Genomic DNA, 22,706 nt, shown 5'->3' with positions numbered 1-22,706 from the left:
CTTAAATTTAATGTAAACCTATGAATCTAAATAACCTCCAGCTTCTAGCTTCCAGCTTCCAGCCTAAACTCCTCAACATCTACTTCACCGCAGGAATTCCACAATTGGAAGACACTGCTGATATTATAAAAATCATTCAGAATTCTGGAGCAGATATGATCGAAATCGGAATGCCTTATTCTGATCCCGTTGCAGACGGCCCTGTTATTCAACAAGCTCATGAACTGGCGTTGAAAAACGGAATGACAATCGAGAAATTATTTTCCCAATTAAAATCTCTCAAAAACGAAATTAAAATCCCGATTATTTTGATGGGATATATCAACCCTGTTCTAAGTTTTGGATTTGAAAAGTTTTGTAATGAATGTGCTGAAAGTGGAGTTTCAGGACTTATTTTACCTGATTTACCACCTATCGAATTCGAGAAAAATTATCAGAAAATATTGGAAAAGTATCATTTAAATTTCACATTTTTGGTGACTCCGGAAACTTCAGATGAAAGAATTTTATATCTGGATTCTTTAAGTTCAGGATTTTTATATGCTGTAAGTTCCTCATCTACAACAGGAAATAAAAATGCAGTTTTGAAAAATGAAGACTATCTCTCAAGATTAGCCTCTCTCCCACTGAAAAACCCTGTCATGATCGGTTTTGGTATTAAATCAAAGGAAGATTTTAAAAATGTGACCGAAAAAGCAGACGGCGGAATTATAGGAACTGCCTTCGTCAATATTTTGTTACAAAATAGAAATTGGAAGAAAAATGCGATAGATTTTGTCCATTCTATAAAAGCGTAAAAATCACTAAATTTGTCTATTCAAAAAATGATATGAACACAATTCAGAATAAAGTAGTAGAGTTTGAAGACTTAGGCATAAAAGAATATCAACCCGCTTGGGATTATCAGGAAAAACTGATGAAAGATATTATTGATCTTAAAGTTAAAAACCGAGATCTACCTATCGAACAGCATATTACAACACCCAATCATTTTCTTTTAGTAGAGCATCCTCACGTTTATACGCTGGGAAAAAGCGGACATGAAGAAAATATGTTGGCCGGAATTGATAAATTAAAGGAAATCGAAGCCACTTTTGTGAAAGTAAATCGTGGTGGTGATATCACGTATCACGGATATGGACAAATTGTGGGGTATCCGGTTCTCGATCTTGAAAATTTCTTCACAGATATTCATAAATATATGCGTAACCTTGAAGAAGTAATCATCAGAACGATTGCTGAATATGGTCTGAAAGGAGAACGTTCTCCCGGAGAAACCGGAGTTTGGCTGGATGTGGGAAAACCTTATGCTCGAAAAATCTGCGCGATGGGCGTAAAAGCTTCACGTTGGGTAACTTTACACGGTTTTGCTTTGAATGTGAATACGGATATGCGTTATTTTGAATACATCATCCCTTGCGGAATCAAAGACAAACAGGTTACTTCTTTAAAAAGAGAACTTGAAAGAGATTTAACTCATGAAGAAATGGAAGATATTAAAGCTAAGATCAGAAAGCATTTTGTGGATGTTTTTGAGGCTGAGTTGGTGACTAAATAGTTATTTATATAATGCACGAAAGTTTTGGGGATTATTTAGAAATTCCTCGCAAAACAAGAAACTATTTAAAAGTTTCAGCCCTTCTATTTATTGGATTTCTCATTTTTCGTCAAGTTATCTATGGTGATGACATCAAACGGGATATTTTATTAAATGAAAGGCGAAATGCAACTGTTACCGATATTTATATTGATAGAAACGAACACAGTTCTACTTTTGTTAAATTTTCGAATGGAAATAAAGAAGTTTTAGATTTTCCCTATCAAATTGGAGATTCAGTTTCAAAAAAGAAAGGCGACTCTATTGAATACATTTTTCGAAATAATAAAATAATCGAAAACAATTGGTTACAAACCTATTCAAAAGATTAAAAATATAAATCCATCATTAAAATTATGATGGATTTTTTGTACGGAAAACATTAAAAATGTTCACTGAGATTATCTAATCACAGAAATCCCTGCATCCACTTTCAATTCCGCACCATGAATATAAGAAGCCTCTTCCGAAGCCAGGAAAAGGACAGCATTTGCAATTTCTATTGCCTCGCCCTGTCTTTTAAAAGGAATGGTAGGAATGATGTTTTTAACCGCTTCTTCAATCTGTTCCGAATTTAAACCGGTATTGTAAAAAATATTCGTTTTGATGTGACCTGCGCTTACTCCATTTACCCTGATTCCTTTTTCCGTTAATTCCGTTGCAAATGTTTTAATAAAAGACTGTACCGCTGATTTTGCTGCAGAATAAATTGAAAAATTGGGCATCGCAATTTCAGTAGCAACAGAGGTATTGAAAATGACAACACTTCCCTTTTTCATCAACGGTAACATCTGCTGAACTGTAAAAAAAGAACCTTTCACCAGCATATCAAACAATTCGTCAAAATGATTTTCGTCTACATTTTCAATCGAAAAAAATCTTCCGTAACCCGCATTAGCAAATACTAAATCAATATTCTCTGTGTATTTTCTGACTTCATTTCGGAGATTCATTAAGTCGTTCATATTTCCAGCGTTAGAAACAATTCCAAAAGCATTTTTTCCTAATTTCTCTAATGCTTTGTTAACGGTTTCTTTACTTCTTCCTGTAATAATTGCCATTCCTCCTTCATTAATAAATTGTTGAGCTGTTGCGAATCCCATCCCGTTTGTTCCACCTGTAATTAAGGCTACTTTGTTTGTAAATCTTTGCATTGTTTTTAGTTTAAAATAGTATTGCAAAGTTTCAAAAACAAGAGTTCTTAAAAAATCCGATTCTTGTGGAATTTTAGATAAAAATAGGATTCGAAGATGATTTTACTTCCCTCAATATGTATGTTCCCAACAATAAGATCCACATTATTAAATTATGAAATTATAGTGGTTTTTATTGTTGTACTAGTATATTCTGATTTTTAAATTTATTTTTGAGCTTTTCAAAACAAAACAATCTCCCTATGTCACAAAAATTCAAATTATTTTCTTTCTTTTTCATCATTTTATTTTCAAATTTTTCTGCTCAGACGAAGTTTGCTCAGAAAATTGACAGTTTAATAACCTCCAAAGTTCCAAGAACATTTAATGGCGTTATTCTGATCACTAAAAACGGAAAAACACAATATTCAAAAGCCTATGGTTTTCAAAATGTAAATACCAAAACTCCTTTGAAGCTCAATGATCAGTTTGAAATCATGTCGAATACCAAGCAAATCACTTCGGTTTTATTATTGAAGGAAGTTGAAAAAGGAAAAGTTAATTTACAGTCTCCCATAAAAAAATATTTACCCAACCTTACGCAAACCTGGGCTGATTCTGTGACGGTTCATCAATTACTAAATCATACCCACGGAATTGCAGATCTTGAAAAACCTTTATTATTCAAACCGGGATCAGATTTCAAATACGGAAACCTATCTAATATTCTTTTAGGAAAGATCATCGAAACTGTTTCTCATGAGGCGTATTCTAAATTAGCTAATAAACTGTTTCAACAACTAGGAATGAAAGAAACGTTCTGCTATTCAAAGGAAAATCGCAGAAATCTTGTTTCGGGACACATGAGTAAGGATAATACTTTTACTGCAGTTCAGGAATCTTTTATCAATGATGAAAACTTGCCTGCTGACGGAGTGATTACAACTGCAAAAGATTTATCAATATGGAATAATCAGCTTCATAAAGGGAAAATTTTAAGCTCTAAAATGTATCAGTTGATGACCACTCCATCCACACTCTCTCAACATGATGTTTTCAGCAAAGATAAAATGGGGTATGGTTACAACATCAGAATTATAAAAGACCATGACATTCAATATTTCGGACATACAGGATTGGGAGATGGTTTTGCTTCCCTCAATATTTATGTTCCCAGCAGTGATGTCAGCATTATTGTTCTGGAAAATCAGATGAATGAAAACGGTGATTTGTATTATTATTTTGAAACTGAAATTAAAAAAATCATCCTGAATAGTAATTTGATCAAAAAATAGAAAATAGAAACTGTATCATTATTGGTACAGTTTTTTTTTATTATCAAACTAAAAATCAGCAATTTAAAATTTCATTAATATCTATTATAGATTTTTTCAAATGTTAAATTTTACTAAATTATATTGTACACAATTTAATTGTCTATAAATTTGTAGTGTTAAAAAAGAAAAGCAATTTAATTTTAAAATAAACAAAATGTCATTAATACAAGATTTAGAATGGAGACATGCTGTAAAAGCGTATGATCCGACAAAAAAAGTTTCAGAGAAAGATTTAAATACCATTTTAGAAGCGACAAGATTAGCTCCTACTTCATCAGGCTTACAACCTTTCCGTGTTATCGTAGTCGAAAACCAGGAATTAAAAGAAAAAATGGTTCAAGGTGCTTTGAATCCTGAAGTGATGAGAGATTCTTCTCACGTATTGGTTTTTGCAGCTTGGGACAGCTATTCTAACGAAAAAATCGACAAAGTTTATGACTACCATACCGATGTAAGAGATTTGCCAAGAGGGCGTTTCGGAAGCTATACTGATAAAATTAAAGAAATGTACGGCGCACAAACCGCTGAAGAACATTTTGCACACACTGCAAGACAGACTTATATTGCATTAGGATTTGCTTTGGCTCAGGCTGCAGAATTGAAAATCGACAGTACTCCTGCAGAAGGCTTCAGCAATGCAGTAGTGGATGAAATTCTGGGGTTAAAAGAATTAGGGTTAAAAAGTGTAAGTTTGCTGTACCTTGGATATAGAGACGAAGCAAACGACTGGCTTTCTCATATGAAAAAGGTAAGAATTCCGATGGAGGAATTCATCATTAAAAAATAAAAAACACTCACTTTCATTTTTCAATCTTATGGAAAATTCAGAATCTTTACAATTAAAAAATCAAATTTGCTTTCCTCTGTATGTGATTGCAAAGGAGATTACGGGGCTTTACCGTCCGTTTCTTGATGAGCTCGACATTACTTATCCTCAATATCTGGTGATGATGATCTTATGGGAAAATGATGGTCTTGCCGTGAGCAGTATCGGGGAAAAACTTTACCTCGACAGCGGCACCCTTACTCCTCTTTTGAAAAGACTGGAAGCCAAAGGATTTATCTTACGAAAAAGAAAAAAAGAAGATGAAAGGGTGGTTGAAGTCTTCATCACAAATGCAGGAAAAGCTCTGCAACAAAGAGCTTGTGAGATTCCTGAGAAAATTTACAACAAAATAGATGTCACGAAAGAAGACTGGATAGCGCTGAAAGAAAGTGTACAAAAAATTTTAAGCAAAATAGAAAAATAAATGAAAACTTTATATACAACAAAAGTAACGGCAAAAGGAGGCAGAAACGGTCAGGTAAAAAGCGAAAACGGAGTTCTCGATCTGGAAGTAAGAATGCCGAAAGCTTTAGGCGGTAGCAATGATGATTTTACAAACCCGGAAATGCTTTTCGCAGCAGGATATTCAGCATGTTTTGACAGTGCTTTGAATCGAGTGATCAGCTTATCAAAAACAAAAACCGGAGAAACAACTGTTACCGCATTGGTAAGCATTGGTCAATTAGAAAACGGAGGATTCGGATTAGCAACTGAGCTGGATGTGAATATTCCCGGTGTTTCGATTGAAGAAGCACAATCTTTAACGGAAAAAGCTCACGAAATCTGCCCTTATTCTAATGCAACAAGAAATAATATTGAAGTAAAATTGTCGGTAACAAACAATTAAGGTCAATTTCTTTAATTATATTTAAAATCTGTTTCTTTTGAGGCAGATTTTTTGTTTTTGAAGACTAAAATAACCTTGCTTTTATAGGGAAATTTGTTATTTTTATGAAATATAGTTTGAATTGATACAATATACTGCTATGAATATTGTATCCAGTTTTAAAACAAAGGTTTAACAAATGAAAAAAAATTTAATTCTCTTATTATTTTTTGCTTTTTCCAACATAATTAATGCTCAAAATGAAGAAATAAATTTATTTAAGAATATCTTGAAAAAAGGAGATTCAATTAGTAAAACAAAAATTGATACAATTCAAATTTTTAAGATTGCAAATAATCTTGATAAAAAACATCCTTCTCAATATTTTGAGGAAATGGCAAATTATTTAAGCATAGAAAAATATAACGAAGCAGCTTTCTTATTTTATCTCGGACAAATGCGTTACAAATATTATAATTCAGCAAATCCTAAATATCAGCCGGGAAATGATGGAGCTTTATTAGCTTCATTAAAAATGGTTTTAGGAGAGCCTATAAATTTATATGCCAGAATCAATGCAGATAACTTTATTAATATTTTAGCTTTAACCAAGATGTATTATAAAAATAAAGATTATAAATTCTATCCAAAAAAGAAAGAGGAAGAGAAATATGATGTACAAATAAAAAATGTTGATGAATTGATAAAAACAATTGAAAATGAAAAGCCGGATTTGGAAGAAAATTGGAAAGAAGAACGTAAAAAATACATTGAGTTATATCTCAATAAATAAGAATTAATTCACGAAATAAAACATAATAATCAAAATAAAGAAAATGAAAGAAGAAAAATTCGCAAAATTCAGCGATCAGGAATTATTAGACAAAAGAAAAAACTTAAAAACACAGCTTATTATCAATGCCGTACTTATCGGTGTTTTAATAGGAATTTCCGTATATGGTGCTGTAAAAAACGGCTTTACCTTTTTTACGCTTTTCCCATTAATCTTTGTGTTTTTCGTATTAAAAAATAAGACCGACAGTAAAGAACTTGAAAACGAAATTAAATCCAGAAATTTAGAATAATTACTGGAAAACCAATCCTTATCTATCTTTAATTTTAACAACTACTTCTTCGAATATTTTGAAAAAGCTTCTTGCCTTATCCATTACAATTTGTAGCTGGCTACATTTCTATTCTCAAAATACTTACGCATTCTTCGGTTCGTTCAATCGGGATAAAGATACAGAAGGACTCTATGTATATGAACTGGATACCATCAAAGGAAAGTTATCAAAAATCACTTCATATACCGGGATTTTAAATCCTTCATTCCTTACGTTATCTCCGGATGGAAAGTACGTTTTTGCCTGCACAGAAAGCAAAACTAAAAATGGCGGAAGTGTAAGTAGTTTTGAATTTGACCCAGAAAATAAAACATTGACTTTCATCAACAAACAAAAAAGTGGTGGTGAAAATCCGGTGTATCTCACCACTCATAAAAATGGAAAGTGGCTCGTTAATGGAAATTATACGGAAGGCAGCATTTCTGTGTATCCGATTTCAGAAAACGGAAAGATAGAACCTTATGTCCAGAATTTTCAATTTTCGGAAGGAAGTATAGATTCCGGTCGACAAGAACGTTCACACATTCATTCCACAGTTTTTTCTCCTGATTTTGACTACCTGTTTCTTCCTGATTTGGGAGCTGATAAAATCAGGGCATATGAATTTAATAGTGATAGCAATGAACCTCTCAAAACCGCTGAAGTTCCTTTTACAAAGACAACTTTAGGAAGCGGACCGAGACATTTTACTTTTCACCCAAACGGAAAATTTGCCTATTGTATTGAAGAAATAGGCGGAGCAGTAAGTGCTTATTCCTACGAAAACGGAAAATTAAATGCTATTCAAAGAATTAACACCCATTCCGAAAAATATAAGGAAGATTTTGAAAGTTCTGATGTTCATATTTCACCTGACGGAAAATTTTTATATGCATCCAATCGAGGCGTAGAAAACAATATTGCCATATTTTCGATTCAAGATAATGGAACTTTAAAAACAATCGGTTATCAATCTATAAAAGGGAAACACCCGAGAGTTTTTGGGCTTGATCCCAGTGGAAAGTTTCTTATTGCAACCAATGCACAAAGCGGAACTGTTGTTGTATTCAGGAGAAATCCTGAAACAGGATTACTGAAAAAAGTCGGGAAGAAGGTTAAAATTAAAAGTGTTTCCTGCGTACAGATCAGGAAATATTGATTTCTAAGGATTTGTCTATATTTGAATAAGATAACAGGACTCCTTCTAAATTAATTTCAATAGTATTAAAAAATATTCTGCATGAAAATGTATATTATTGTAAGAGACAATATTCCGGATAAATTAGTTCCGGTAATTGCTGCCCACGCTTCTTTGGCTTGCTACAAAAAATATGAAAGCAATGAGAATATGAGACAATGGATCAATGGAATTTTTAAAAAGGTGGTTTGTAAAGCTAACGAAACTGAATTCAATCATCTTAAAAATGAAGCTGATTATATTTTACTGACTGAGTCTTCACTTGATCATCAGGAAGTTGTTTTAGCGTTTTGTCCACGAGAAGAATATCCTAAAAAATTTAAATTTCTTCCAATGTGGACCCCGCAAAATATATAAATGAAAGTTTCGTTTACAATTACCTCGTCACAGAACTACTTTTCTTAAAAGCATCTACTTGTTGATAAGAATTATTTTTCTCTTTTTCTTTTTTATCGGAAATTAAAATTCCGAAGAGGTGATCGATTTCGTGCTGGAAAATGACGGCAGTGAAACCTTCCACAATTTCTGAATATTTTTGACCTTTTAAATCAACATATTCCAGCTGAATAACTTTGCTTCTGTAAAACTGGTCTCTGAAATCCGGAATCGACAAATCTCCTTCCGGACCAAGGTTTTGCAATTCCGATCTCCAGACAATTACAGGATTAATAAAATATTCCAAAGGTTCGCCCTGCTTATCGAAACGCTGAACCCAGATGATCTTTCTGTTAATACCCACTTGTGGTGCCGCAATGCCTACTCCACCATCGGTTGACAGCAAAGATTCTTTCATTCTTTTGACTAAAGTCGCCGTGTTTTTATCAAGCGGATCGACTTCTGTGGAAAGGCTTAATAAAATTTTATGCTGATGGTCATCTGTCGTCTGATAAATCGGTAATGCTGAATTGATATCACCCTGGTTAATGATTGAAATCTCGCTCGAAGTCAGTTGTTGAGCATGGATTAAACCTATGAAAAGTAGTAATAGAAAAGGGAGTTTTTTCATTTTTTGAAAAGATGTTGTACAAAGGTAATTAATGTACTTTACATAAAAAGGCTTCGACTCTGCTCAGCCTGACAATGCTAATACTATTCATATTATTTTTCAATGTCACACTGAGCGGAGTCGAAGTTTTATTCATTTATAAAAGATTAATACGTTTTCGTCATATCACTCGGGATTATCAGGTTGAAATCCGTTGGAACGTAATCTTTTTCAGGAACTTTTAATTCAGGGTTTTCGGATTCAAAAACAGAAATCACGGCCATTTTCAGGTTCGGATTTTTCTGTTTGATGTACCAATAAATTCCACCGAACTCTTTACTGTGATAATTTCCGTTGTAATGAATAAAAGTCTTTCCTTCCTGAATATTTTTCAAAATAGACTCCGCCATTGTCGCATCTTTTGTAGCCTGAGCTGAAATAAAGTTCATCACTTTTGTTCCGTCTGCATGATCTCCCATCATGGTTTTCATTTCAGGATAACCGGGTGTATCTAAAGTCACTTTGATTGGTAATTGAGCAATATATGCTTTCTCTTTTTCAGTTAAGTTATTCAAAGATTCTAAGCCTTCCTTTGCCGTTTGCGAAGCATATTTTCTTGGAATATTGGTTGCAATAAAATTCAGTTTTTTTGTTTTGGCAAAATCTACCAAAGGCTTATAATCTGTTGTAAAATTATTCCACAAACGAGCCGAATCTTTTAAAGTTTTAGCATCAAATTTCCCGCTTAAATATTGGTTTAACTGAGACTGATTGTCTCTTTCAAACATTTCTGCTCCTAAAATAAGCTGTCCTTTTTTCTGAGTATATAAAGCCTCCGTAATCTTCAACTGAAGCCAGTGATTGATCGAACTGTTATGATTTTCACCAAAGAAAACCACATCGTAATCAGCTAATTCTTTCACTAATTTTTCAGTCTTGATTTCTTTTCCTTTTTTATCATAAAACTGATAGGCTTTGAAGTTTTGGGCACTTAAAGAACCAAAAGCAATAAGCAATATCGTGATGAAAATATTTTTCATTTTATTTTTTATAGTTTTAATTTAACGCAAATTTTAAATAACCAGAATTTTTGTCATTCCATAGAAATCCAGGCTTCAAAATTTCCAGTTTATTCTCTAATAATTTTGTTTAGATTCCTACGGAATGACAAATTATGTACAAAGTCAATTTTTACGATTAAACAAATTTACAATTCTGCAATTTAACCTTTTCACCTAAGAAAAAGCCGCCTTGCAAAAAAAACAAAACGGCTTTATAAAAAATATCTAATTATTTATTTTTCCAGGTTTGCTACAAGGTCTTTCCACTCTTGTAATTCAGGGATTCCCGGTTTTCTTTTTCCAAAGAACTGAACAATAAAGTCACCTTCTTTGTTAAATACTTCAATAGCCGTCACTTCACCGTCTTCCGTTGGTTTCTTTACGATCCAGGCTTCAGCGATTTTCGTAACATCAAGATGTAAATTGAAATCAGGATCCATTACATTAAACCACTGTTGGTGCCAAAGTGTTTTTTTCACAATTCCTGTATGAATCTGGATAATTCCTCTGTTTCCAACAAATACCATGATTGGTAATTGTTTTTCAGCAGCATCTTCAAGTACATTGACCACTTTTGCATTGTCGATTTTTTGAGTGAATCCTTCCGGAGCCAATCTTAATGCCTGTGTTCTGCTTACTCCGAATTTTCTTGTCATCATGAAGAAATCGTGGGTATCTTTCAATTCAGTCCACGCTTTTTGGAAACCTTCTACATCAATTTCTGTATCAGCTTTTTCAGGAGCTTTTGGAGCTACAGCTTCAAATTCAAATGTCTGATTTTGGTCTTCCGCTTTAAATTTCTCAACAATGGTATCGAAAGCAGCTTCGTTGCTGTCTTTGGTCAAATAAATCTTATGTAGAGCCAATCCGTCTTTTCCAAAGAACTGTAAGCTTTTTCTATCTCCTTCCACCACTCCGAAAGCAAATTTCCAGTGGTTTTGGAAGATTCTTAAATCAATATCTTCACCCACGAAAAGTTGTGCGTGAGGACTGCTGAAATCTCCATTTAAATAAGTTCCCTTTCTTTCGTGTACGCACTCATCATTACGGGTAAGAGCCATTACTTTTCCCAGTTGCTCAGTCTCAGTAAGAATTTCTTTAAATTCCGGCTTCAAAACCGTTACTCCTTCTCCTACATTGGTTGCTAATAGTTCAGCTTCGCTTACTCCAAGTTCTGTAGCTGCATTTCTGATTCTTAAATGTGGATTTTCAGCTTTTAATGCCTCCCATTTTTCCTTAAGATCGTTTACTAATGTGCTCATTATTTTATTTTTTTATGGTTAAAACTGTATAATTTCTTGTTATTGTTTCGTTTCCTGTCTTACTTTTTACCTCTTCCTCCTTTTCTGAAATTTTCATTCTTTTGAAATGGCTTTTAGAAATTGTTTCCTCCATTTCATCCGTATTATATAATGTAAAATCGAATTGAGTAAAGGGTAGTTTCTCCATGAAGTCTCTTTGTCCGAAAGTCAAAACAAAGGTTCCGTTGTCTTTCAAAACTCTGTAGATCTCATTTAAATATTCAATCGGTTGCTTCCAGAAATACACTGTGTTTACTGTAAATATTTTATCAAAAGTTCCGTCTTCAAAAGGCAATTTATCCCCTTCATACAGAACAAATTCAACCTGATTTTTCCATTCTTCATTCAGTCTTTTGGCTTCATGATTCATGGTTTCAGAAATATCAATTCCTGTATATTTTACATTTTGAGCTTTATTTAAAATACTTTTAACATGGGCTGCGTTTCCGTGACCGATTTCAAGTATGGTTTCATCGTCTTCTATTAAAAGAGTCTTAATACTTTCCAGGGTCATTCCTATGTTGGTAGCATGCATCATCTCACCGATTTCAATTCCTTTTTCTCCCTGAGGATTGGCAAGATTCTGAGCTAATATTTTTAAGTCTTCTTTTTCCATATTATCCAAAAATAATCATTGGGTTGTTCGTCATCGGATGATCGCAAATGGTGCAGGGAAAGTTATACGCTTCACTGATATTCTCTGCGGTAAAAACTTCTGCTGGCGTTCCGTAAGCAGAAACTTTTCCTGATTTCATCAATAAAATTTTATCAGCAAACTGTGCGGCTAAATTCAGATCATGAAGAACGACAATGGCAGAGTTTGCTTTCTTTGTAAAGTTTTTAATGATTTCCAATGCTTTATATTGATGCTTTATATCCAAATTGTTTAAAGGCTCATCAAGAAACATGAGCTTATGGGCAATATCATTTTGTAATTGCGCCATTATTCTTGAAAGATGCACTCGCTGCTTTTCACCACCCGACAAGGTATTGTATTCTCTGTCTTTTAAGTGATACACATCCGTTTCGTACATCATATTGTTCATAGCTTCATGATCTTCCTGTCTCGGCTGAGCATCGAAATACGGATATCGTCCCATCATTACAACATCTTTCACTTCAAGCGGAATATCATTGCTATTGTGTTGAGAAAATTTGGATTTATGTTTTGATAAGTCTCTTATTTCCCAATCTCTTATGTTTTTATCTTTAAAGAGAATGTCATGTCTGGATTTCACTTCATTAGCCAATACACTCAAAAGGCTTGATTTTCCGGCTCCGTTCGGACCAACGATTGCTAAAAATTCACCGTATTCCAAATGAACATCAACAGAATCCAGAATATGGAATTCTTTATGTTTGTAACTAATCTGATGTGCCTTTATCATTACAATGATTTTTTGAATTTGATTAGAATAGCAATAAAAATAGGACCTCCCATTAATGCGGTTAAAATTCCGATCGGCAATTCTGAAGGTTCAACAATACTTCTGCTGAAAGTGTCTGCCGTCAACAACAAAATACTTCCGCAAACTGCTGATAATGGTAAAATGAAAGCATAATTGGATTTGAATAAAAGTCTTAAAATATAGGGTACAATAAGCCCTACAAAACCAATCGTTCCTGAAAATGCAACACTACTTCCCACCATTAATGCCGTGATAAGGATAATTTGTTTTTTTAACCGTTCAACATTAATTCCTAAATGCTGTGCATCTTTTTCGCCTAACATCATCGCATTTAAAGCTTTTCCTTTTGGCAATAAAATGATATAGGAAATGATTAAAACTACTATCAGAATACTATTCTTCGTCCAGGTGGCAGCAGCTAAGCTTCCTAAATTCCAAAAAGTTAAATCTCTCAATTGGTCATCTTTTGAAATATAAATCAAAAAACCTGTGATAGAGAAACCGATTGCTGTAATGGCCACTCCGGTCAACAGCATCATAACCACATTTGTTTTTCCTCCGCTCGTAGAAATTCTGTACACCAGCAACATTGATAAAAAAGAACCGATGAAAGCCGCAATCCCTACCAATGAAAATTGTACGGCTTCAGGAAGATACTGTTTGAAATGTCCTCCTAAAACAATGGCAATGGCGGCAAGTAATGTGGCTCCTGATGTCAATCCTATTAAATCTCCTGTTGCCAAAGGATTTTTAAATAATCCCTGCAATCCAGTTCCCGAAACGGCAAGCATACTTCCGATAAGAATCGCCATGATAATTCTGGCTGCTCTTACGTCCCAAACTACATATTGATCACTCAGTGGCAAGTCCTGATCTCCTTTAATTACTTTTCCCAACACTTCAAACGCAGATTTACCCCCAAAGTCGTAAACCCCTGTATTAAGTGACCATACTGCTATGATAACAAGCAGTATGGTACTTATTGTAAGGTAAAAGTATAGTTTACTTTGTGTTTTCAATTAAAAGTTTGTTTAATCCTACTGCAGCTTCTCCTAATCTTGGCCCGAAACTTGAAACCAAACCTCCGTCCATTGTAATAATCTTCTTATTCTTCCCGGCATTTGTCTGAGAAACACCCGGCATTTTCAGAGCACCTTCGTTTCCTCCGGCTCCCTGTAATCCGCTTGTGAAAAAGAATAATACATCAGGATTTGCTTTTACAACCGCTTCCGGAGTTAATGGTTTAAAATCTTCAAAGTCATTCACTGCATTTTCTCCACCTGCAAGACCAATCAATGAAGCCATTGGTGTATTTTTACCTGAAACCATCAACATATTTCCTCTTGCGTAGATGAACAGTACTTTCGGTTTTTTAGCAATTGGCTGAATTTGCTTTAAATCAGCATCGATTTTATCATTCAGTTTTTGATAATCTGTATTTCCGATTGCTTTTGCTACGTCTGCAATTAATTTTTTAGTTCCGTCAACTGTAAATTCCTGCTTGAAAATCTCTGATTTGATCCCAGAAGACTTGATTTTTCCCATCAATTCAGGATTGATATCTTTTTCAGATGCTAAAATCAATGTTGGAGAAACTGCCATGATCGGCTCGATTGTCATTGATCTTACGTGACCCAAATCTTTAGCCGTAGCTTTTAAAGATTCCGGATAAGTACTTGTAACGTCTGTTCCTACGATTTCTTTTTCGTGGCCTAAAGCGCTTACAATTTCTGTAATTCCACCATTAAGAGTAACGATTTTATAGGTTGATTTTGGAGCTTCAGTTGTATTTTCTGTTGGTTTTCCTGCTTCTTTTTTGCAAGAGTATACTGCTACCAATACAGAAGCCGCTAGAATGAATTTTTTCATGATCTACTATTATTTGATTTTATAAAGGTTTGTATTCGAATTGAGGAAATCCGCGATTACCGTTAGTATCTGTGAGAGCCATAAATTTCAATTTGAAATAATGACCATTTGGATCTTTAATGATGTAAAAAACGCTGTTATTGATATAGGATCCTCCCGGTCCTGCCGTTCTCCAGTTTGAACCGATTGTTCTCTGATCATTGTATACAAATTTCGACTGATCGATGTCTGAAGTTTTAAAATTGTTATAGGCTTCAGTTCCTGTAAGAGGAGCGTTGGCTTTCACTTCGTAAACACCTACTCCACCCAACACATTACTTGTTACAAAATCAGCATATACATAACTTCCCGCTCCCTGAATAATATTTGTGAATACCGTGAAACAGATATCCCATTTTTGTTTTTCCGGCTGAATATTAACTACTTTATCTGATTTTAAACTGAAAAAAGTAAAGTTAAAAGCGTTATTTTTAGTGATAATCGCTTCTTTTATAACGGTAGAATTCAATTCGGCATATTTAATTTTATATCCTTCTCCGTATCGTACAATTTGAATTTTCATCCATCCGCGAGCATCTCCTCCTGTAAGTGCCGAACCTGTAGGAACTGCTCCGTTGTAAAGGTCTTTCCCCATATTCACTAAATAGATGGCATTTTCAGATTCTGTTGCTTTGATTTCTTCGATAGCCGTGGCTGCTGTCGGCAGATTTCCTTTCACATCATCTACATAGATTACATTCGCCGCATCATAATTTGAAACCTGTATTTTTGTCATTAAATCTCCAATATTGGTTTCGTTCACCTGGCTTAGATTGGTTGCATTCTGTACTTTTCCTGCCCCCATAGCAATAGAAGAATTCAATGCTACTCTAAATTCGGTTCCTGAATAAAAAGCCAGATCCCAATCTGTTCTTTTATTCAATGTTTGTATCGGTTTTCCGTTGGCATCAACTTCGCTCAGATCAATCCAAACCTGGTTGGGTTCTGCTCCTCCGCCTACTGCAGGCTCAAAAGTTGTTCCTTCAATTTTTGGAACTGCAATAATATCTTCATTGTCATTAAGACAAGATTGTGAAATTACAGATACGCTTACTAAAAGTCCTAGTAGTATTTTTTTCATTTCAGTTTATTTAAAAATTGTAGTTTAATCTTACGAAATAGCTTCTGCCGTAAAAAAGATTTTGGTTATTGGTAGCCGCAGTATGTACATCTCCGGAAATAACAGTATTTCTGATGGTAGAAACATCAAATAGGTTTTTCACTCCGGCTGCTATCTCAAAATGATTATTAAAAAACGGCTGGCTCACAGTAAAGTTCATCATATTGAATCCTTCAATTTCCCCTAATACATATTCGCCCGGATCAACTCCAGGATTGATAGAACCTTGATGAGTATATTGCTTTCTTTTCCCTGTATATTTATAGTAAAGCGCGAAAAGTGTTTTCGTTTTATCGAGTGTATAATTGGCTCCTAAATTGGCTTCTGCATAGTAATTGTAATCATCAGAAGAAGTTAAGTTCCCGGTGTTCAAACTTTGAGAAATCCCCATTACAGAAACACCTGTATTTAAAGAGAAATTACCTTTTCTAATATTGAAACCACTACCAAACAGGATAGATTTGTAGTTGTCAATATTTAAATAAGACATTTTTAAAGGCTGATTCTGAACAATCACACTCTCAATTCTGTCTTTAACATCAAGATACATTCCTGAAAAGCTTAGATTAAACTTCCACGCTCCTGAGGAAATGGTATTATAATCCCAGAACAACCCTGCTGAATACCCCGTTTCCGGTTTAAGATTTTCGTTTCCTCTAATGTCATGATTATTATCTACCACAAACGTGTAAAGTTCCTCGTACACAGGAAAACGATTCGCAGATCCGAACACCATACGAAGATCTGATTTCTCAGAAGTGTTGTATTTGGCTGTAACTGAGTAATTGTATTGAGAATCAAATTTATCGCTTACGGCTAATCTTATTCCGGGACGCAAAGAAAATTTTTCGTCTATCTTCCATTCTGCGGATAAAAAATTAGCATAGTTGAAAATGGTACGTTCTATATTTTTGCCATTGTTATTGGATTCAAAAGTCGATGCGTCTGCAAAACCTTTCGTATGATCCAATTCATATCCCAACTGGAAATTGATTTTTTCACTGTTCAAAAAATTACTGAACATTCCTCGTGAGTACAATACTTTTGAATCGTAAAATGTGTTTTTCGAAGCTCTTGAAAGCTCTTGTCTATTGGGAACATCATAAATATAATCCTGAGATTTCCTTTCCTGAGTCTGATAAGAAAAATCTCCGTTATAATTAATTCTGGAACCTATTTTTGTCTGAATATTGAACTGATGCAGCCATCTTTGGGTAAAATAATCTTTATCATTGGCGGTATACGTTCTGTTTCCGTCACCTAAGGGAAGGTCTTTCAGGGTATTGTTATAAAAATTAATCGTTTCTGTTAAAAAATTAATTTTATAGAATAAAGAAGTATTTCCTTTCGCATATCGTATAGCAGCATTGGTAATTAACTGATCTTTAGGAAGCCATTCGTTTCCTCTCAGTTTTTCATCTCCTTTATTTAAATATTTATATCCGTTGTATTTACCTTTATAGCCCTGAAAATCATTATGATTGATATCTGCGGTTACTGTCCAGTAATCTGAAATTCTATATCCAAGGTTGAGTGACTGTACATGCCTTCCTTCTCCTTTTTTAAACCAGTTATAATCTTTGTTCACGGTTTCTTCCTGAAGGCTAACCTGTGCGTTGAATTTTTTAGAATAGTTCTTCTTGGTAATGATATTAATAACACCCGCCACAGCATTATTACCATATTCTACTCCCATTGAGCCTTTTACAACTTCAATTCTTTCAATATTGTTAACGTTAATTTTGGTAAGATCAACCAGATTTCCCATTCCTTTATCGCTTACCACCGGAATATTATCAATCAGAATCTTTGTATATTCTCCACTTAACCCCAAAATACTGGCATTGGAATCTCCACTTCCGGAATTAGGTTCTATCAAAATATTTAAATTCTGATTCAAAACTTCCGCAGCATTTGTCACCGCCATATTTTTAATCTGCTCTGCATTAATAACCTCAACTTTATAAATTGATTTATTAATAGACTGCTGAGTATATTGTCCGGTAACGACAACTTCTTCTATTTTTTTCTGATTTAAAGAATCTTTTTCTTGTGCATTTACCCATACCAAAGCGGATAACGATACTATTGAAAGCATTTTCTTCTTCATGAAAGCAAAAAATTTTTGACAAATATAATATTTTATTTAGAACAATTAAAAATAATTATATACTTTTGTGGAATAATTCTAAATAAAAATAAACTCATGAAATTATCACTACTTTTAGGAACTTTGATGTTTACCGCTTTCACAGCTCGTGCGCAAGTAGCAACAATTAATGAAAATTTTGAATCGTTTGCAACCACTACAAGTGCAGCCTGGCCACAGAATGGATGGTCGAAAGTAGCTCCTCCGGGAGCAGGACCTTTTATATATGCAGAAGGAACTACAGATAAAGTAATACAGTTTTATTCACTTATGGCACCAAATACTGCCGCTTATCTTATCACGCCTCAGATTGTTGCTCCGGACGGTACAAAATCTTTAACATTCACTTATGCCATGTCAGCAGGATCGGGAGGAACAGGAACATTGCAAGTAGGTATGGTTTCAACAGCCAATACTGCAGGTACAGCGGCTTTTACTTCGATCAGCCCGGTATATGAACTGAATTCAACTACTGAGCAAACTGTAACTATCACTGTACCGGCATCTGCCAATCAATATATTGCGTTTAAATTTATTGGGGCTGCCCAGCATACCGCATTATATGTAGATGATGTTATTTATAATGCCTCTTCAAGCTTAGCGGTATCTGATACTAAAAAATCTGAAGATCAGATTAAGTTTGCCTTAACAGCAGACCATACCGCTCTTCAATTTGTCTCAAAGGCTGAACCTAGAAATATCCAAATTTATTCTGCTACAGGAACGAAAGTAGCTGAAGGAAAACTAAAAAATCAACAATTCGATGTGCAAACTCTTCAAACAGGAGTTTATTTTATCATCATCGAAGAAAATGGAGGAAAGATCACCAAATCCAAATTCATTAAAAAATAATACTTTCTATTTTTTCTAATAAAAGGCTGCTCACTCCGGTGAACAGCCTTTTAAATTTTTTGCAATAAGATAGAATTTCTTAGTTCCGGCTTACAAAATCTTAAATCCTTTATAAACTAAAGTCGAGCTTTCCAGCATTTTTGAAGCATCTGTACGGAAATTCAATAAGTGATCCTGTCCGCTGTGGCGGTTATGATGTTCTACACTTTCCCATAATTCAATCAGAAAGAAAGTTCCTTTATTGTCTTTATCTTCAATCAGGTCATATTGCAGACATCCTTCTTCTTTTCTCGTTTCTCTCACTAAGGTCTGAAACAATTCCACCGCTTCCATCAGATAGTTTTCATTAAACTTGAAAAGCGCAACGATATGTAAATTCATGCTTTGTTATTTATTCCTGTAAATGTAGAATATTTTCAAAGCCATCTCCATTTTCGATCCGTTTATTTTTCCACAATGCAGCGAATTTCATTTAAAAAACAGATTTATAGATCGTTATTGAACTCATGATAATCACCAGCAACCCAATTACGATAAACATACCTTTTACAGGAAGCTTCGCTGTGAGCATAGCAGAAAACGGTGCGGTTACAATTCCACCCAGTAAAAGTCCTAAGATAATATTCCAGTGTTGTATTCCCAACGTAAAAAAGAAGGTAACAGCAGCCGTTAATGTTAAAATAAATTTAGCCACTGTAGAACTTCCTACTGCGAATCTGGGTGTAAAAGAATTTTTAATTAAAGTTCCGGTCACTAATGGTCCCCATCCTCCTCCGGCAAAAGAATCAATGAAGCCGCCAATCACTCCAAGTCGGGTAAGATTGGTTTTTCTTTTCAGAGATTTGCTTTGTTTTTTCTTAAAAGCATTAGATAAAATCTGAAATCCAAGGTATAAGGTATAAAAAGCAATAATCGTTTTGGTAATTTTAGCGTAATATTCTCCGAGATAAGTCAGGCAAAGTGCTCCTATAACAGCTCCTAGAACGGCAGGAATGGCTAATTTTTTAACCAGACTCTGACTGACATTTTTTAATCTAATATGGCTAACACTTCCTGCAGCTGTTGTAAAACTTTCTGCTGAATGAATACTTGCACTCACAATATGGGGCGGAATATTCAGAAACAGTAATGTTGTTGTACAAATCACACCATATCCCATTCCCATGGAACCGGCTACAATTTCAGCAAAAACCCCAACAAGCATCATCCAGTAAAAAATGTAATTATCTTTTGCCAACACTGTGAAAAGCTCATCCAAATATCCCAATTCGTACATAGAAAAAATCAGGATAAACAATATTGCAACCGTTACAAAAAATACATTGAGCCTGAGCTGAACTTTTCTTGAGATCACCATCTTAAAAAACAATTGTTGTTTCAATTATTGAACGATCAGCTTTATTCATAAAAGCAGTCTTTCTTATGGCATCACTATCTATAAAATTGTTGAAAATGATAGAATCACATATTTCCGCTGAAAATAGTTCTAGCATACTTGCATCTTCTTTTGAAATCATAGTTTGTGGATTTGAAGTGATGCAAATATCAGATAAAATAATTATCCTACAAAATAAGTAGACTAATTATTCAAAAAAAAGGATTTAGATCAGTCGATCAAATCCATTAGCGTTTTACTTTCTAAAATATTCAAGGAAGCATCCCGAACTTCTATCAAAACATCGTGCAGACCGCAGTGATCTTCATTACAGTCTTCACATTTTTCATAAAAATTCAGACTTACACAAGGCAGCATGGCAATGGGTCCGTTGACCAAGCGAATAATTTTTGCCAATGTTACGTTTTCAGGGTTTTCTTTAAAAAAATAACCACCACCTTTTCCTTTTTTACTGTCAAGGATATCTGCTTTTTTCAATTCCAGCAAAATATTTTCTAAAAACTTCAGCGGAATCTTCTTACGTTCTGCAATTTCAGAAATAAGTACAGGACCATCATTCCTTCTCTCTACAAGGTATGAAAGCGCCTTAAAAGCATATTGGGATTTTTTTGACAACATTATAGCAAAAATAAGAAAAAAGTTGGAAGAATTGTTAAATCGTTAAGTTGTTGAGATGTTAAGTTGTTAAGTTGAAGGATAATGTATTATTAAAATGAATAGTTCTTGTTTTACAACATTGTAATTCAGCGACTCAACGTCTTCACCTCTCAACAACTTAACGATTTAACAACTCAACTTCACCTCTTTCCCCTTCTCCAATTTTGCAATTTCATCTATTAATCATTAAGTTTGCTTTATGTTCAGTAAACAAGAAGCACAGCAATTAAAAAAAGAGTTTTGGACGGCTTTTGGAAAGTCATTCCCCAGAAAATGGATTTTGTATGATACCAAAATCAAGGATATGTCATTCAAATTTTATGCAGACAATAAAAAAGCGGAAGTTTCTTTGGATATCGAAATGAAAGACGAAATTTTCAGAGATGCTTATTACAATAAAATATGGTCGCTTGAAGATATTCTGAAAGATTTTATAGGAGACTTTAATAAGGAAGAATTTTATACTCTCGAAAGCGGAAAAGTAATCAGTAAAATCTGGATTGAAAAACACAATGTTTCTATTTTCAATAAAAACACATGGCAAGAAACTTTTGAGTTTTTTGTAGATAAAATGGATGGATTTGAACGGTTTTATTATGAGTATGAGGATTTTATAAAAGATATTTAGACAAAAAAGAAGTTTTTAAGCTTCTTTTTTGTTTTAATCTAATTTAACATAATCATTCTTATAATTCAAATTTTAAGCATCTGTATTTTTTAGTAAATGATTTAAACAACAGGCGAATCTCCGCAATTTAGGAGATTTTTTTTGAGAATATGGGAGACTTTACGGTTTCCCATTTTTTGCTTATTACGAATTACCTTATATTAAAAAAAACTTTAATTATGGAAGATAAGAACGAAATTAAGTTAAAATTTAACGAAAAAAAGAAAAATTATTTAAGATTGGGTAAGAATATTGAAGAAGCATTAAAATCCTTTTTAGATGAAGAAAAAATTGTTTATTTGAATATATATCATAGAGTAAAAAAGTTTGATTCCTTTTATGAAAAAATATTTCGAAAAAATTATAGTAACCCTTTTGAAGAAATTGAAGATATATGTGGAATAAGAATTATTTGCTATTATGCATCTGATATTTCTAAGATTCAGAATATAATAAGAAGAGAATTAACAGTATTAGAATCTGAAAATAAATCTGAAAATTTAGGTTTAAAAGAATTTGCTTATCGCTCAGTTCACAATATTATTAATATAAAAGATGACTGGTTGTCAACTCCTAATTATAGAGGCTTACAAAATTTAAAAGCAGAAATTCAAATTAGAACAGTATTAATGCATGCATGGGCTGAAATCGAACATAAATTAAATTATAAAAGTGATGCTGAAGTTCCATCACATTTTCAAAGAAAATTATTTCGATTAAGTGCTAAATTTGAAGAAGCAGATGAACAATTTGAAGAATTAAGAGATGGAATAACTCAATATAGAAATAATATAGTTAGAAAAGCAAAAGAAGATAATAAGTTTAAAATAGATCAAGAATTTAATATTGACAGTTTTCAAGCCTTTTTGAAATTTCACTTTCCGAAATCAGAAATTATTTTTGATCATTTTTTAAATAGTACTTTTGATAGATTAGCAAAAAAGAATGCTAATTTTGCAGAATTAGAAGAAATAATATTAAAGTTAAAGCCTCATATAAAAGAAATTGCTAAAGATTTGAGAGATGCAGGTTATATAAATGATATTTATCATAATCCAACAGAAATTATAGGGTTCGGAGAGCACCTTTTAGGAAAAGAGAATTATGACACAACAATACCTTCATGGAAAAATACTGTTAACAAGTGGAAGAGAAAAATAAATTGATATAAAAAAAGA

The 22,706-nt window shown here is 33.6% G+C and carries 28 protein-coding genes; 14 read left to right on the top strand and 14 right to left on the bottom strand.

Annotated elements, in window-relative coordinates; translation table 11 throughout:
• The first annotated feature begins 20 nt into the window (after positions 1-20).
• From trpA to LV842_RS09485, 3 genes are read left to right on the top strand one after another with little or no spacing between them, the layout of a single operon-like run.
• A complete protein-coding gene (trpA, locus tag LV842_RS09495) occupies positions 21-797 on the top strand; it encodes a tryptophan synthase subunit alpha (protein WP_233111209.1) in 777 nt (258 codons plus the stop codon).
• 32 nt (positions 798-829) lie between these two features.
• Positions 830-1,558, top strand: a complete 729-nt coding sequence (lipB, locus tag LV842_RS09490) for a lipoyl(octanoyl) transferase LipB (RefSeq protein WP_233111208.1) — start codon at positions 830-832, stop codon at positions 1,556-1,558.
• Between the two features lie 11 nt (positions 1,559-1,569).
• Positions 1,570-1,929 (top strand): hypothetical protein, encoded by a 360-nt coding sequence (locus LV842_RS09485; protein WP_233111207.1) that lies wholly within the window; start codon positions 1,570-1,572, stop codon positions 1,927-1,929.
• Between the two features lie 69 nt (positions 1,930-1,998).
• Here LV842_RS09485 and LV842_RS09480 read toward each other — a convergent pair whose 3' ends face one another.
• A complete protein-coding gene (locus LV842_RS09480; RefSeq protein ID WP_233111206.1) occupies positions 1,999-2,751 on the bottom strand; it encodes an SDR family oxidoreductase in 753 nt (250 codons plus the stop codon).
• Positions 2,752-2,993: 242 nt separating this feature from the next.
• Here LV842_RS09480 and LV842_RS09475 point away from each other — a divergent pair, with 242 nt between their 5' ends.
• From LV842_RS09475 to LV842_RS09440, 8 genes are all read left to right on the top strand, one after another.
• Positions 2,994-4,025: a serine hydrolase domain-containing protein gene (locus tag LV842_RS09475; RefSeq protein ID WP_233111205.1), complete on the top strand. Its 1,032-nt coding sequence runs from the start codon at positions 2,994-2,996 to the stop codon at positions 4,023-4,025.
• A gap of 196 nt (positions 4,026-4,221) precedes the next feature.
• Positions 4,222-4,854, top strand: coding sequence for an NAD(P)H-dependent oxidoreductase (locus LV842_RS09470; RefSeq protein ID WP_233111204.1), 633 nt, complete (start codon positions 4,222-4,224; stop codon positions 4,852-4,854).
• 28 nt (positions 4,855-4,882) lie between these two features.
• Positions 4,883-5,317 carry a MarR family winged helix-turn-helix transcriptional regulator gene (locus LV842_RS09465; protein WP_233111203.1) on the top strand — a complete coding sequence of 145 codons (435 nt, stop codon included), beginning with the start codon at positions 4,883-4,885 and terminating at the stop codon, positions 5,315-5,317.
• Positions 5,318-5,740 (top strand): organic hydroperoxide resistance protein, encoded by a 423-nt coding sequence (locus tag LV842_RS09460; RefSeq protein WP_233111202.1) that lies wholly within the window; start codon positions 5,318-5,320, stop codon positions 5,738-5,740. It begins immediately after the preceding gene.
• 178 nt (positions 5,741-5,918) lie between these two features.
• Positions 5,919-6,512 (top strand): hypothetical protein, encoded by a 594-nt coding sequence (locus LV842_RS09455; RefSeq protein WP_233111201.1) that lies wholly within the window; start codon positions 5,919-5,921, stop codon positions 6,510-6,512.
• Positions 6,513-6,555: 43 nt separating this feature from the next.
• Positions 6,556-6,804, top strand: coding sequence for a hypothetical protein (locus LV842_RS09450; RefSeq protein ID WP_233111200.1), 249 nt, complete (start codon positions 6,556-6,558; stop codon positions 6,802-6,804).
• A 58-nt stretch (positions 6,805-6,862) separates the two neighbouring features.
• Positions 6,863-7,984 (top strand): lactonase family protein, encoded by a 1,122-nt coding sequence (locus LV842_RS09445; protein WP_262909406.1) that lies wholly within the window; start codon positions 6,863-6,865, stop codon positions 7,982-7,984.
• A gap of 81 nt (positions 7,985-8,065) precedes the next feature.
• Positions 8,066-8,380: a peptidyl-tRNA hydrolase gene (locus LV842_RS09440; protein WP_233111199.1), complete on the top strand. Its 315-nt coding sequence runs from the start codon at positions 8,066-8,068 to the stop codon at positions 8,378-8,380.
• 19 nt (positions 8,381-8,399) lie between these two features.
• Here the strand turns inward: LV842_RS09440 and def are convergent, their stop codons facing one another.
• From def to LV842_RS09395, 9 genes are all read right to left on the bottom strand, one after another.
• Complete coding sequence (gene def, locus LV842_RS09435; protein WP_233111198.1) at positions 8,400-9,029, bottom strand: peptide deformylase; 630 nt, start codon at positions 9,027-9,029, stop codon at positions 8,400-8,402.
• A gap of 146 nt (positions 9,030-9,175) precedes the next feature.
• Positions 9,176-10,048, bottom strand: coding sequence for a ChaN family lipoprotein (locus LV842_RS09430; protein WP_233111197.1), 873 nt, complete (start codon positions 10,046-10,048; stop codon positions 9,176-9,178).
• 254 nt (positions 10,049-10,302) lie between these two features.
• Positions 10,303-11,331 (bottom strand): hemin-degrading factor, encoded by a 1,029-nt coding sequence (locus tag LV842_RS09425; RefSeq protein WP_233111196.1) that lies wholly within the window; start codon positions 11,329-11,331, stop codon positions 10,303-10,305.
• 4 nt (positions 11,332-11,335) lie between these two features.
• Positions 11,336-11,986: a class I SAM-dependent methyltransferase gene (locus tag LV842_RS09420; protein WP_233111195.1), complete on the bottom strand. Its 651-nt coding sequence runs from the start codon at positions 11,984-11,986 to the stop codon at positions 11,336-11,338.
• Position 11,987: 1 nt separating this feature from the next.
• A complete protein-coding gene (locus LV842_RS09415; RefSeq protein WP_233111194.1) occupies positions 11,988-12,758 on the bottom strand; it encodes a heme ABC transporter ATP-binding protein in 771 nt (256 codons plus the stop codon).
• Positions 12,758-13,798 carry a FecCD family ABC transporter permease gene (locus tag LV842_RS09410; protein WP_233111193.1) on the bottom strand — a complete coding sequence of 347 codons (1,041 nt, stop codon included), beginning with the start codon at positions 13,796-13,798 and terminating at the stop codon, positions 12,758-12,760. Before LV842_RS09410 ends, LV842_RS09415 begins: the two co-directional genes overlap by 1 nt.
• Entirely contained in the window at positions 13,782-14,648 is an 867-nt protein-coding gene (locus LV842_RS09405; RefSeq protein ID WP_233111192.1) for a heme/hemin ABC transporter substrate-binding protein, read from the bottom strand. Before LV842_RS09405 ends, LV842_RS09410 begins: the two co-directional genes overlap by 17 nt.
• 19 nt (positions 14,649-14,667) lie before the next feature.
• Complete coding sequence (locus tag LV842_RS09400; RefSeq protein ID WP_233111191.1) at positions 14,668-15,768, bottom strand: HmuY family protein; 1,101 nt, start codon at positions 15,766-15,768, stop codon at positions 14,668-14,670.
• A gap of 10 nt (positions 15,769-15,778) precedes the next feature.
• Positions 15,779-17,917 (bottom strand): TonB-dependent receptor plug domain-containing protein, encoded by a 2,139-nt coding sequence (locus LV842_RS09395; protein WP_233111190.1) that lies wholly within the window; start codon positions 17,915-17,917, stop codon positions 15,779-15,781.
• 96 nt (positions 17,918-18,013) lie between these two features.
• Here LV842_RS09395 and LV842_RS09390 point away from each other — a divergent pair, with 96 nt between their 5' ends.
• Positions 18,014-18,808, top strand: coding sequence for a T9SS-dependent choice-of-anchor J family protein (locus tag LV842_RS09390; protein ID WP_233111189.1), 795 nt, complete (start codon positions 18,014-18,016; stop codon positions 18,806-18,808).
• Between the two features lie 90 nt (positions 18,809-18,898).
• Here the strand turns inward: LV842_RS09390 and LV842_RS09385 are convergent, their stop codons facing one another.
• The 4 genes from LV842_RS09385 to LV842_RS09370 form a co-directional block, all read right to left on the bottom strand.
• On the bottom strand, positions 18,899-19,189 hold the full coding sequence (locus LV842_RS09385; RefSeq protein ID WP_233111188.1) for a putative quinol monooxygenase: 291 nt from the start codon (positions 19,187-19,189) through the stop codon (positions 18,899-18,901).
• Positions 19,190-19,280: 91 nt separating this feature from the next.
• Entirely contained in the window at positions 19,281-20,165 is an 885-nt protein-coding gene (locus tag LV842_RS09380; RefSeq protein WP_233111187.1) for a sulfite exporter TauE/SafE family protein, read from the bottom strand.
• A 1-nt stretch (position 20,166) separates the two neighbouring features.
• Positions 20,167-20,325, bottom strand: a complete 159-nt coding sequence (locus LV842_RS09375; RefSeq protein WP_233111186.1) for a hypothetical protein — start codon at positions 20,323-20,325, stop codon at positions 20,167-20,169.
• 89 nt (positions 20,326-20,414) lie between these two features.
• A complete protein-coding gene (locus tag LV842_RS09370; protein WP_233111185.1) occupies positions 20,415-20,822 on the bottom strand; it encodes an RrF2 family transcriptional regulator in 408 nt (135 codons plus the stop codon).
• A gap of 238 nt (positions 20,823-21,060) precedes the next feature.
• On the opposite strand from LV842_RS09370, the gene LV842_RS09365 reads away from it, so the two are divergent.
• Positions 21,061-21,489, top strand: coding sequence for a DUF4268 domain-containing protein (locus LV842_RS09365; RefSeq protein WP_233111184.1), 429 nt, complete (start codon positions 21,061-21,063; stop codon positions 21,487-21,489).
• Positions 21,490-21,707: 218 nt separating this feature from the next.
• Positions 21,708-22,694: a GTP pyrophosphokinase gene (locus LV842_RS09360; protein ID WP_233111183.1), complete on the top strand. Its 987-nt coding sequence runs from the start codon at positions 21,708-21,710 to the stop codon at positions 22,692-22,694.
• Positions 22,695-22,706: the final 12 nt, after the last annotated feature.

Origin of the sequence: Chryseobacterium gwangjuense, from assembly GCF_021311115.1 — a bacterium.
Classification (GTDB): domain Bacteria; phylum Bacteroidota; class Bacteroidia; order Flavobacteriales; family Weeksellaceae; genus Chryseobacterium; species Chryseobacterium gwangjuense.
Note: the sequence above shows the minus strand (reverse complement) of the source record. Positions and strands in the feature narration are given on the sequence as shown.

Bases quoted from the DNA above. Each gene is read 5' to 3' on its own strand.
- LV842_RS09390 (WP_233111189.1), top strand. From the start codon at position 18,014: ATGAAATTATCACTACTTTTAGGAACTTTGATGTTTACCGCTTTCACA.
- LV842_RS09405 (WP_233111192.1), bottom strand. From the start codon at position 14,648: ATGAAAAAATTCATTCTAGCGGCTTCTGTATTGGTAGCAGTATACTCT.
- LV842_RS09365 (WP_233111184.1), top strand. From the start codon at position 21,061: ATGTTCAGTAAACAAGAAGCACAGCAATTAAAAAAAGAGTTTTGGACG.
- LV842_RS09440 (WP_233111199.1), top strand. From the start codon at position 8,066: ATGAAAATGTATATTATTGTAAGAGACAATATTCCGGATAAATTAGTT.
- LV842_RS09400 (WP_233111191.1), bottom strand. From the start codon at position 15,768: ATGAAAAAAATACTACTAGGACTTTTAGTAAGCGTATCTGTAATTTCA.
- LV842_RS09415 (WP_233111194.1), bottom strand. From the start codon at position 12,758: ATGATAAAGGCACATCAGATTAGTTACAAACATAAAGAATTCCATATT.
- LV842_RS09395 (WP_233111190.1), bottom strand. From the start codon at position 17,917: ATGAAGAAGAAAATGCTTTCAATAGTATCGTTATCCGCTTTGGTATGG.
- LV842_RS09465 (WP_233111203.1), top strand. From the start codon at position 4,883: ATGGAAAATTCAGAATCTTTACAATTAAAAAATCAAATTTGCTTTCCT.
- LV842_RS09455 (WP_233111201.1), top strand. From the start codon at position 5,919: ATGAAAAAAAATTTAATTCTCTTATTATTTTTTGCTTTTTCCAACATA.
- lipB (WP_233111208.1), top strand. From the start codon at position 830: ATGAACACAATTCAGAATAAAGTAGTAGAGTTTGAAGACTTAGGCATA.
- LV842_RS09420 (WP_233111195.1), bottom strand. From the start codon at position 11,986: ATGGAAAAAGAAGACTTAAAAATATTAGCTCAGAATCTTGCCAATCCT.
- LV842_RS09485 (WP_233111207.1), top strand. From the start codon at position 1,570: ATGCACGAAAGTTTTGGGGATTATTTAGAAATTCCTCGCAAAACAAGA.
- LV842_RS09480 (WP_233111206.1), bottom strand. From the start codon at position 2,751: ATGCAAAGATTTACAAACAAAGTAGCCTTAATTACAGGTGGAACAAAC.
- LV842_RS09375 (WP_233111186.1), bottom strand. From the start codon at position 20,325: ATGATTTCAAAAGAAGATGCAAGTATGCTAGAACTATTTTCAGCGGAA.
- LV842_RS09450 (WP_233111200.1), top strand. From the start codon at position 6,556: ATGAAAGAAGAAAAATTCGCAAAATTCAGCGATCAGGAATTATTAGAC.
- trpA (WP_233111209.1), top strand. From the start codon at position 21: ATGAATCTAAATAACCTCCAGCTTCTAGCTTCCAGCTTCCAGCCTAAA.
- LV842_RS09430 (WP_233111197.1), bottom strand. From the start codon at position 10,048: ATGAAAAATATTTTCATCACGATATTGCTTATTGCTTTTGGTTCTTTA.
- LV842_RS09380 (WP_233111187.1), bottom strand. From the start codon at position 20,165: ATGGTGATCTCAAGAAAAGTTCAGCTCAGGCTCAATGTATTTTTTGTA.
- LV842_RS09460 (WP_233111202.1), top strand. From the start codon at position 5,318: ATGAAAACTTTATATACAACAAAAGTAACGGCAAAAGGAGGCAGAAAC.
- LV842_RS09470 (WP_233111204.1), top strand. From the start codon at position 4,222: ATGTCATTAATACAAGATTTAGAATGGAGACATGCTGTAAAAGCGTAT.
- LV842_RS09370 (WP_233111185.1), bottom strand. From the start codon at position 20,822: ATGTTGTCAAAAAAATCCCAATATGCTTTTAAGGCGCTTTCATACCTT.
- LV842_RS09360 (WP_233111183.1), top strand. From the start codon at position 21,708: ATGGAAGATAAGAACGAAATTAAGTTAAAATTTAACGAAAAAAAGAAA.
- LV842_RS09475 (WP_233111205.1), top strand. From the start codon at position 2,994: ATGTCACAAAAATTCAAATTATTTTCTTTCTTTTTCATCATTTTATTT.
- def (WP_233111198.1), bottom strand. From the start codon at position 9,029: ATGAAAAAACTCCCTTTTCTATTACTACTTTTCATAGGTTTAATCCAT.
- LV842_RS09385 (WP_233111188.1), bottom strand. From the start codon at position 19,189: ATGAATTTACATATCGTTGCGCTTTTCAAGTTTAATGAAAACTATCTG.
- LV842_RS09425 (WP_233111196.1), bottom strand. From the start codon at position 11,331: ATGAGCACATTAGTAAACGATCTTAAGGAAAAATGGGAGGCATTAAAA.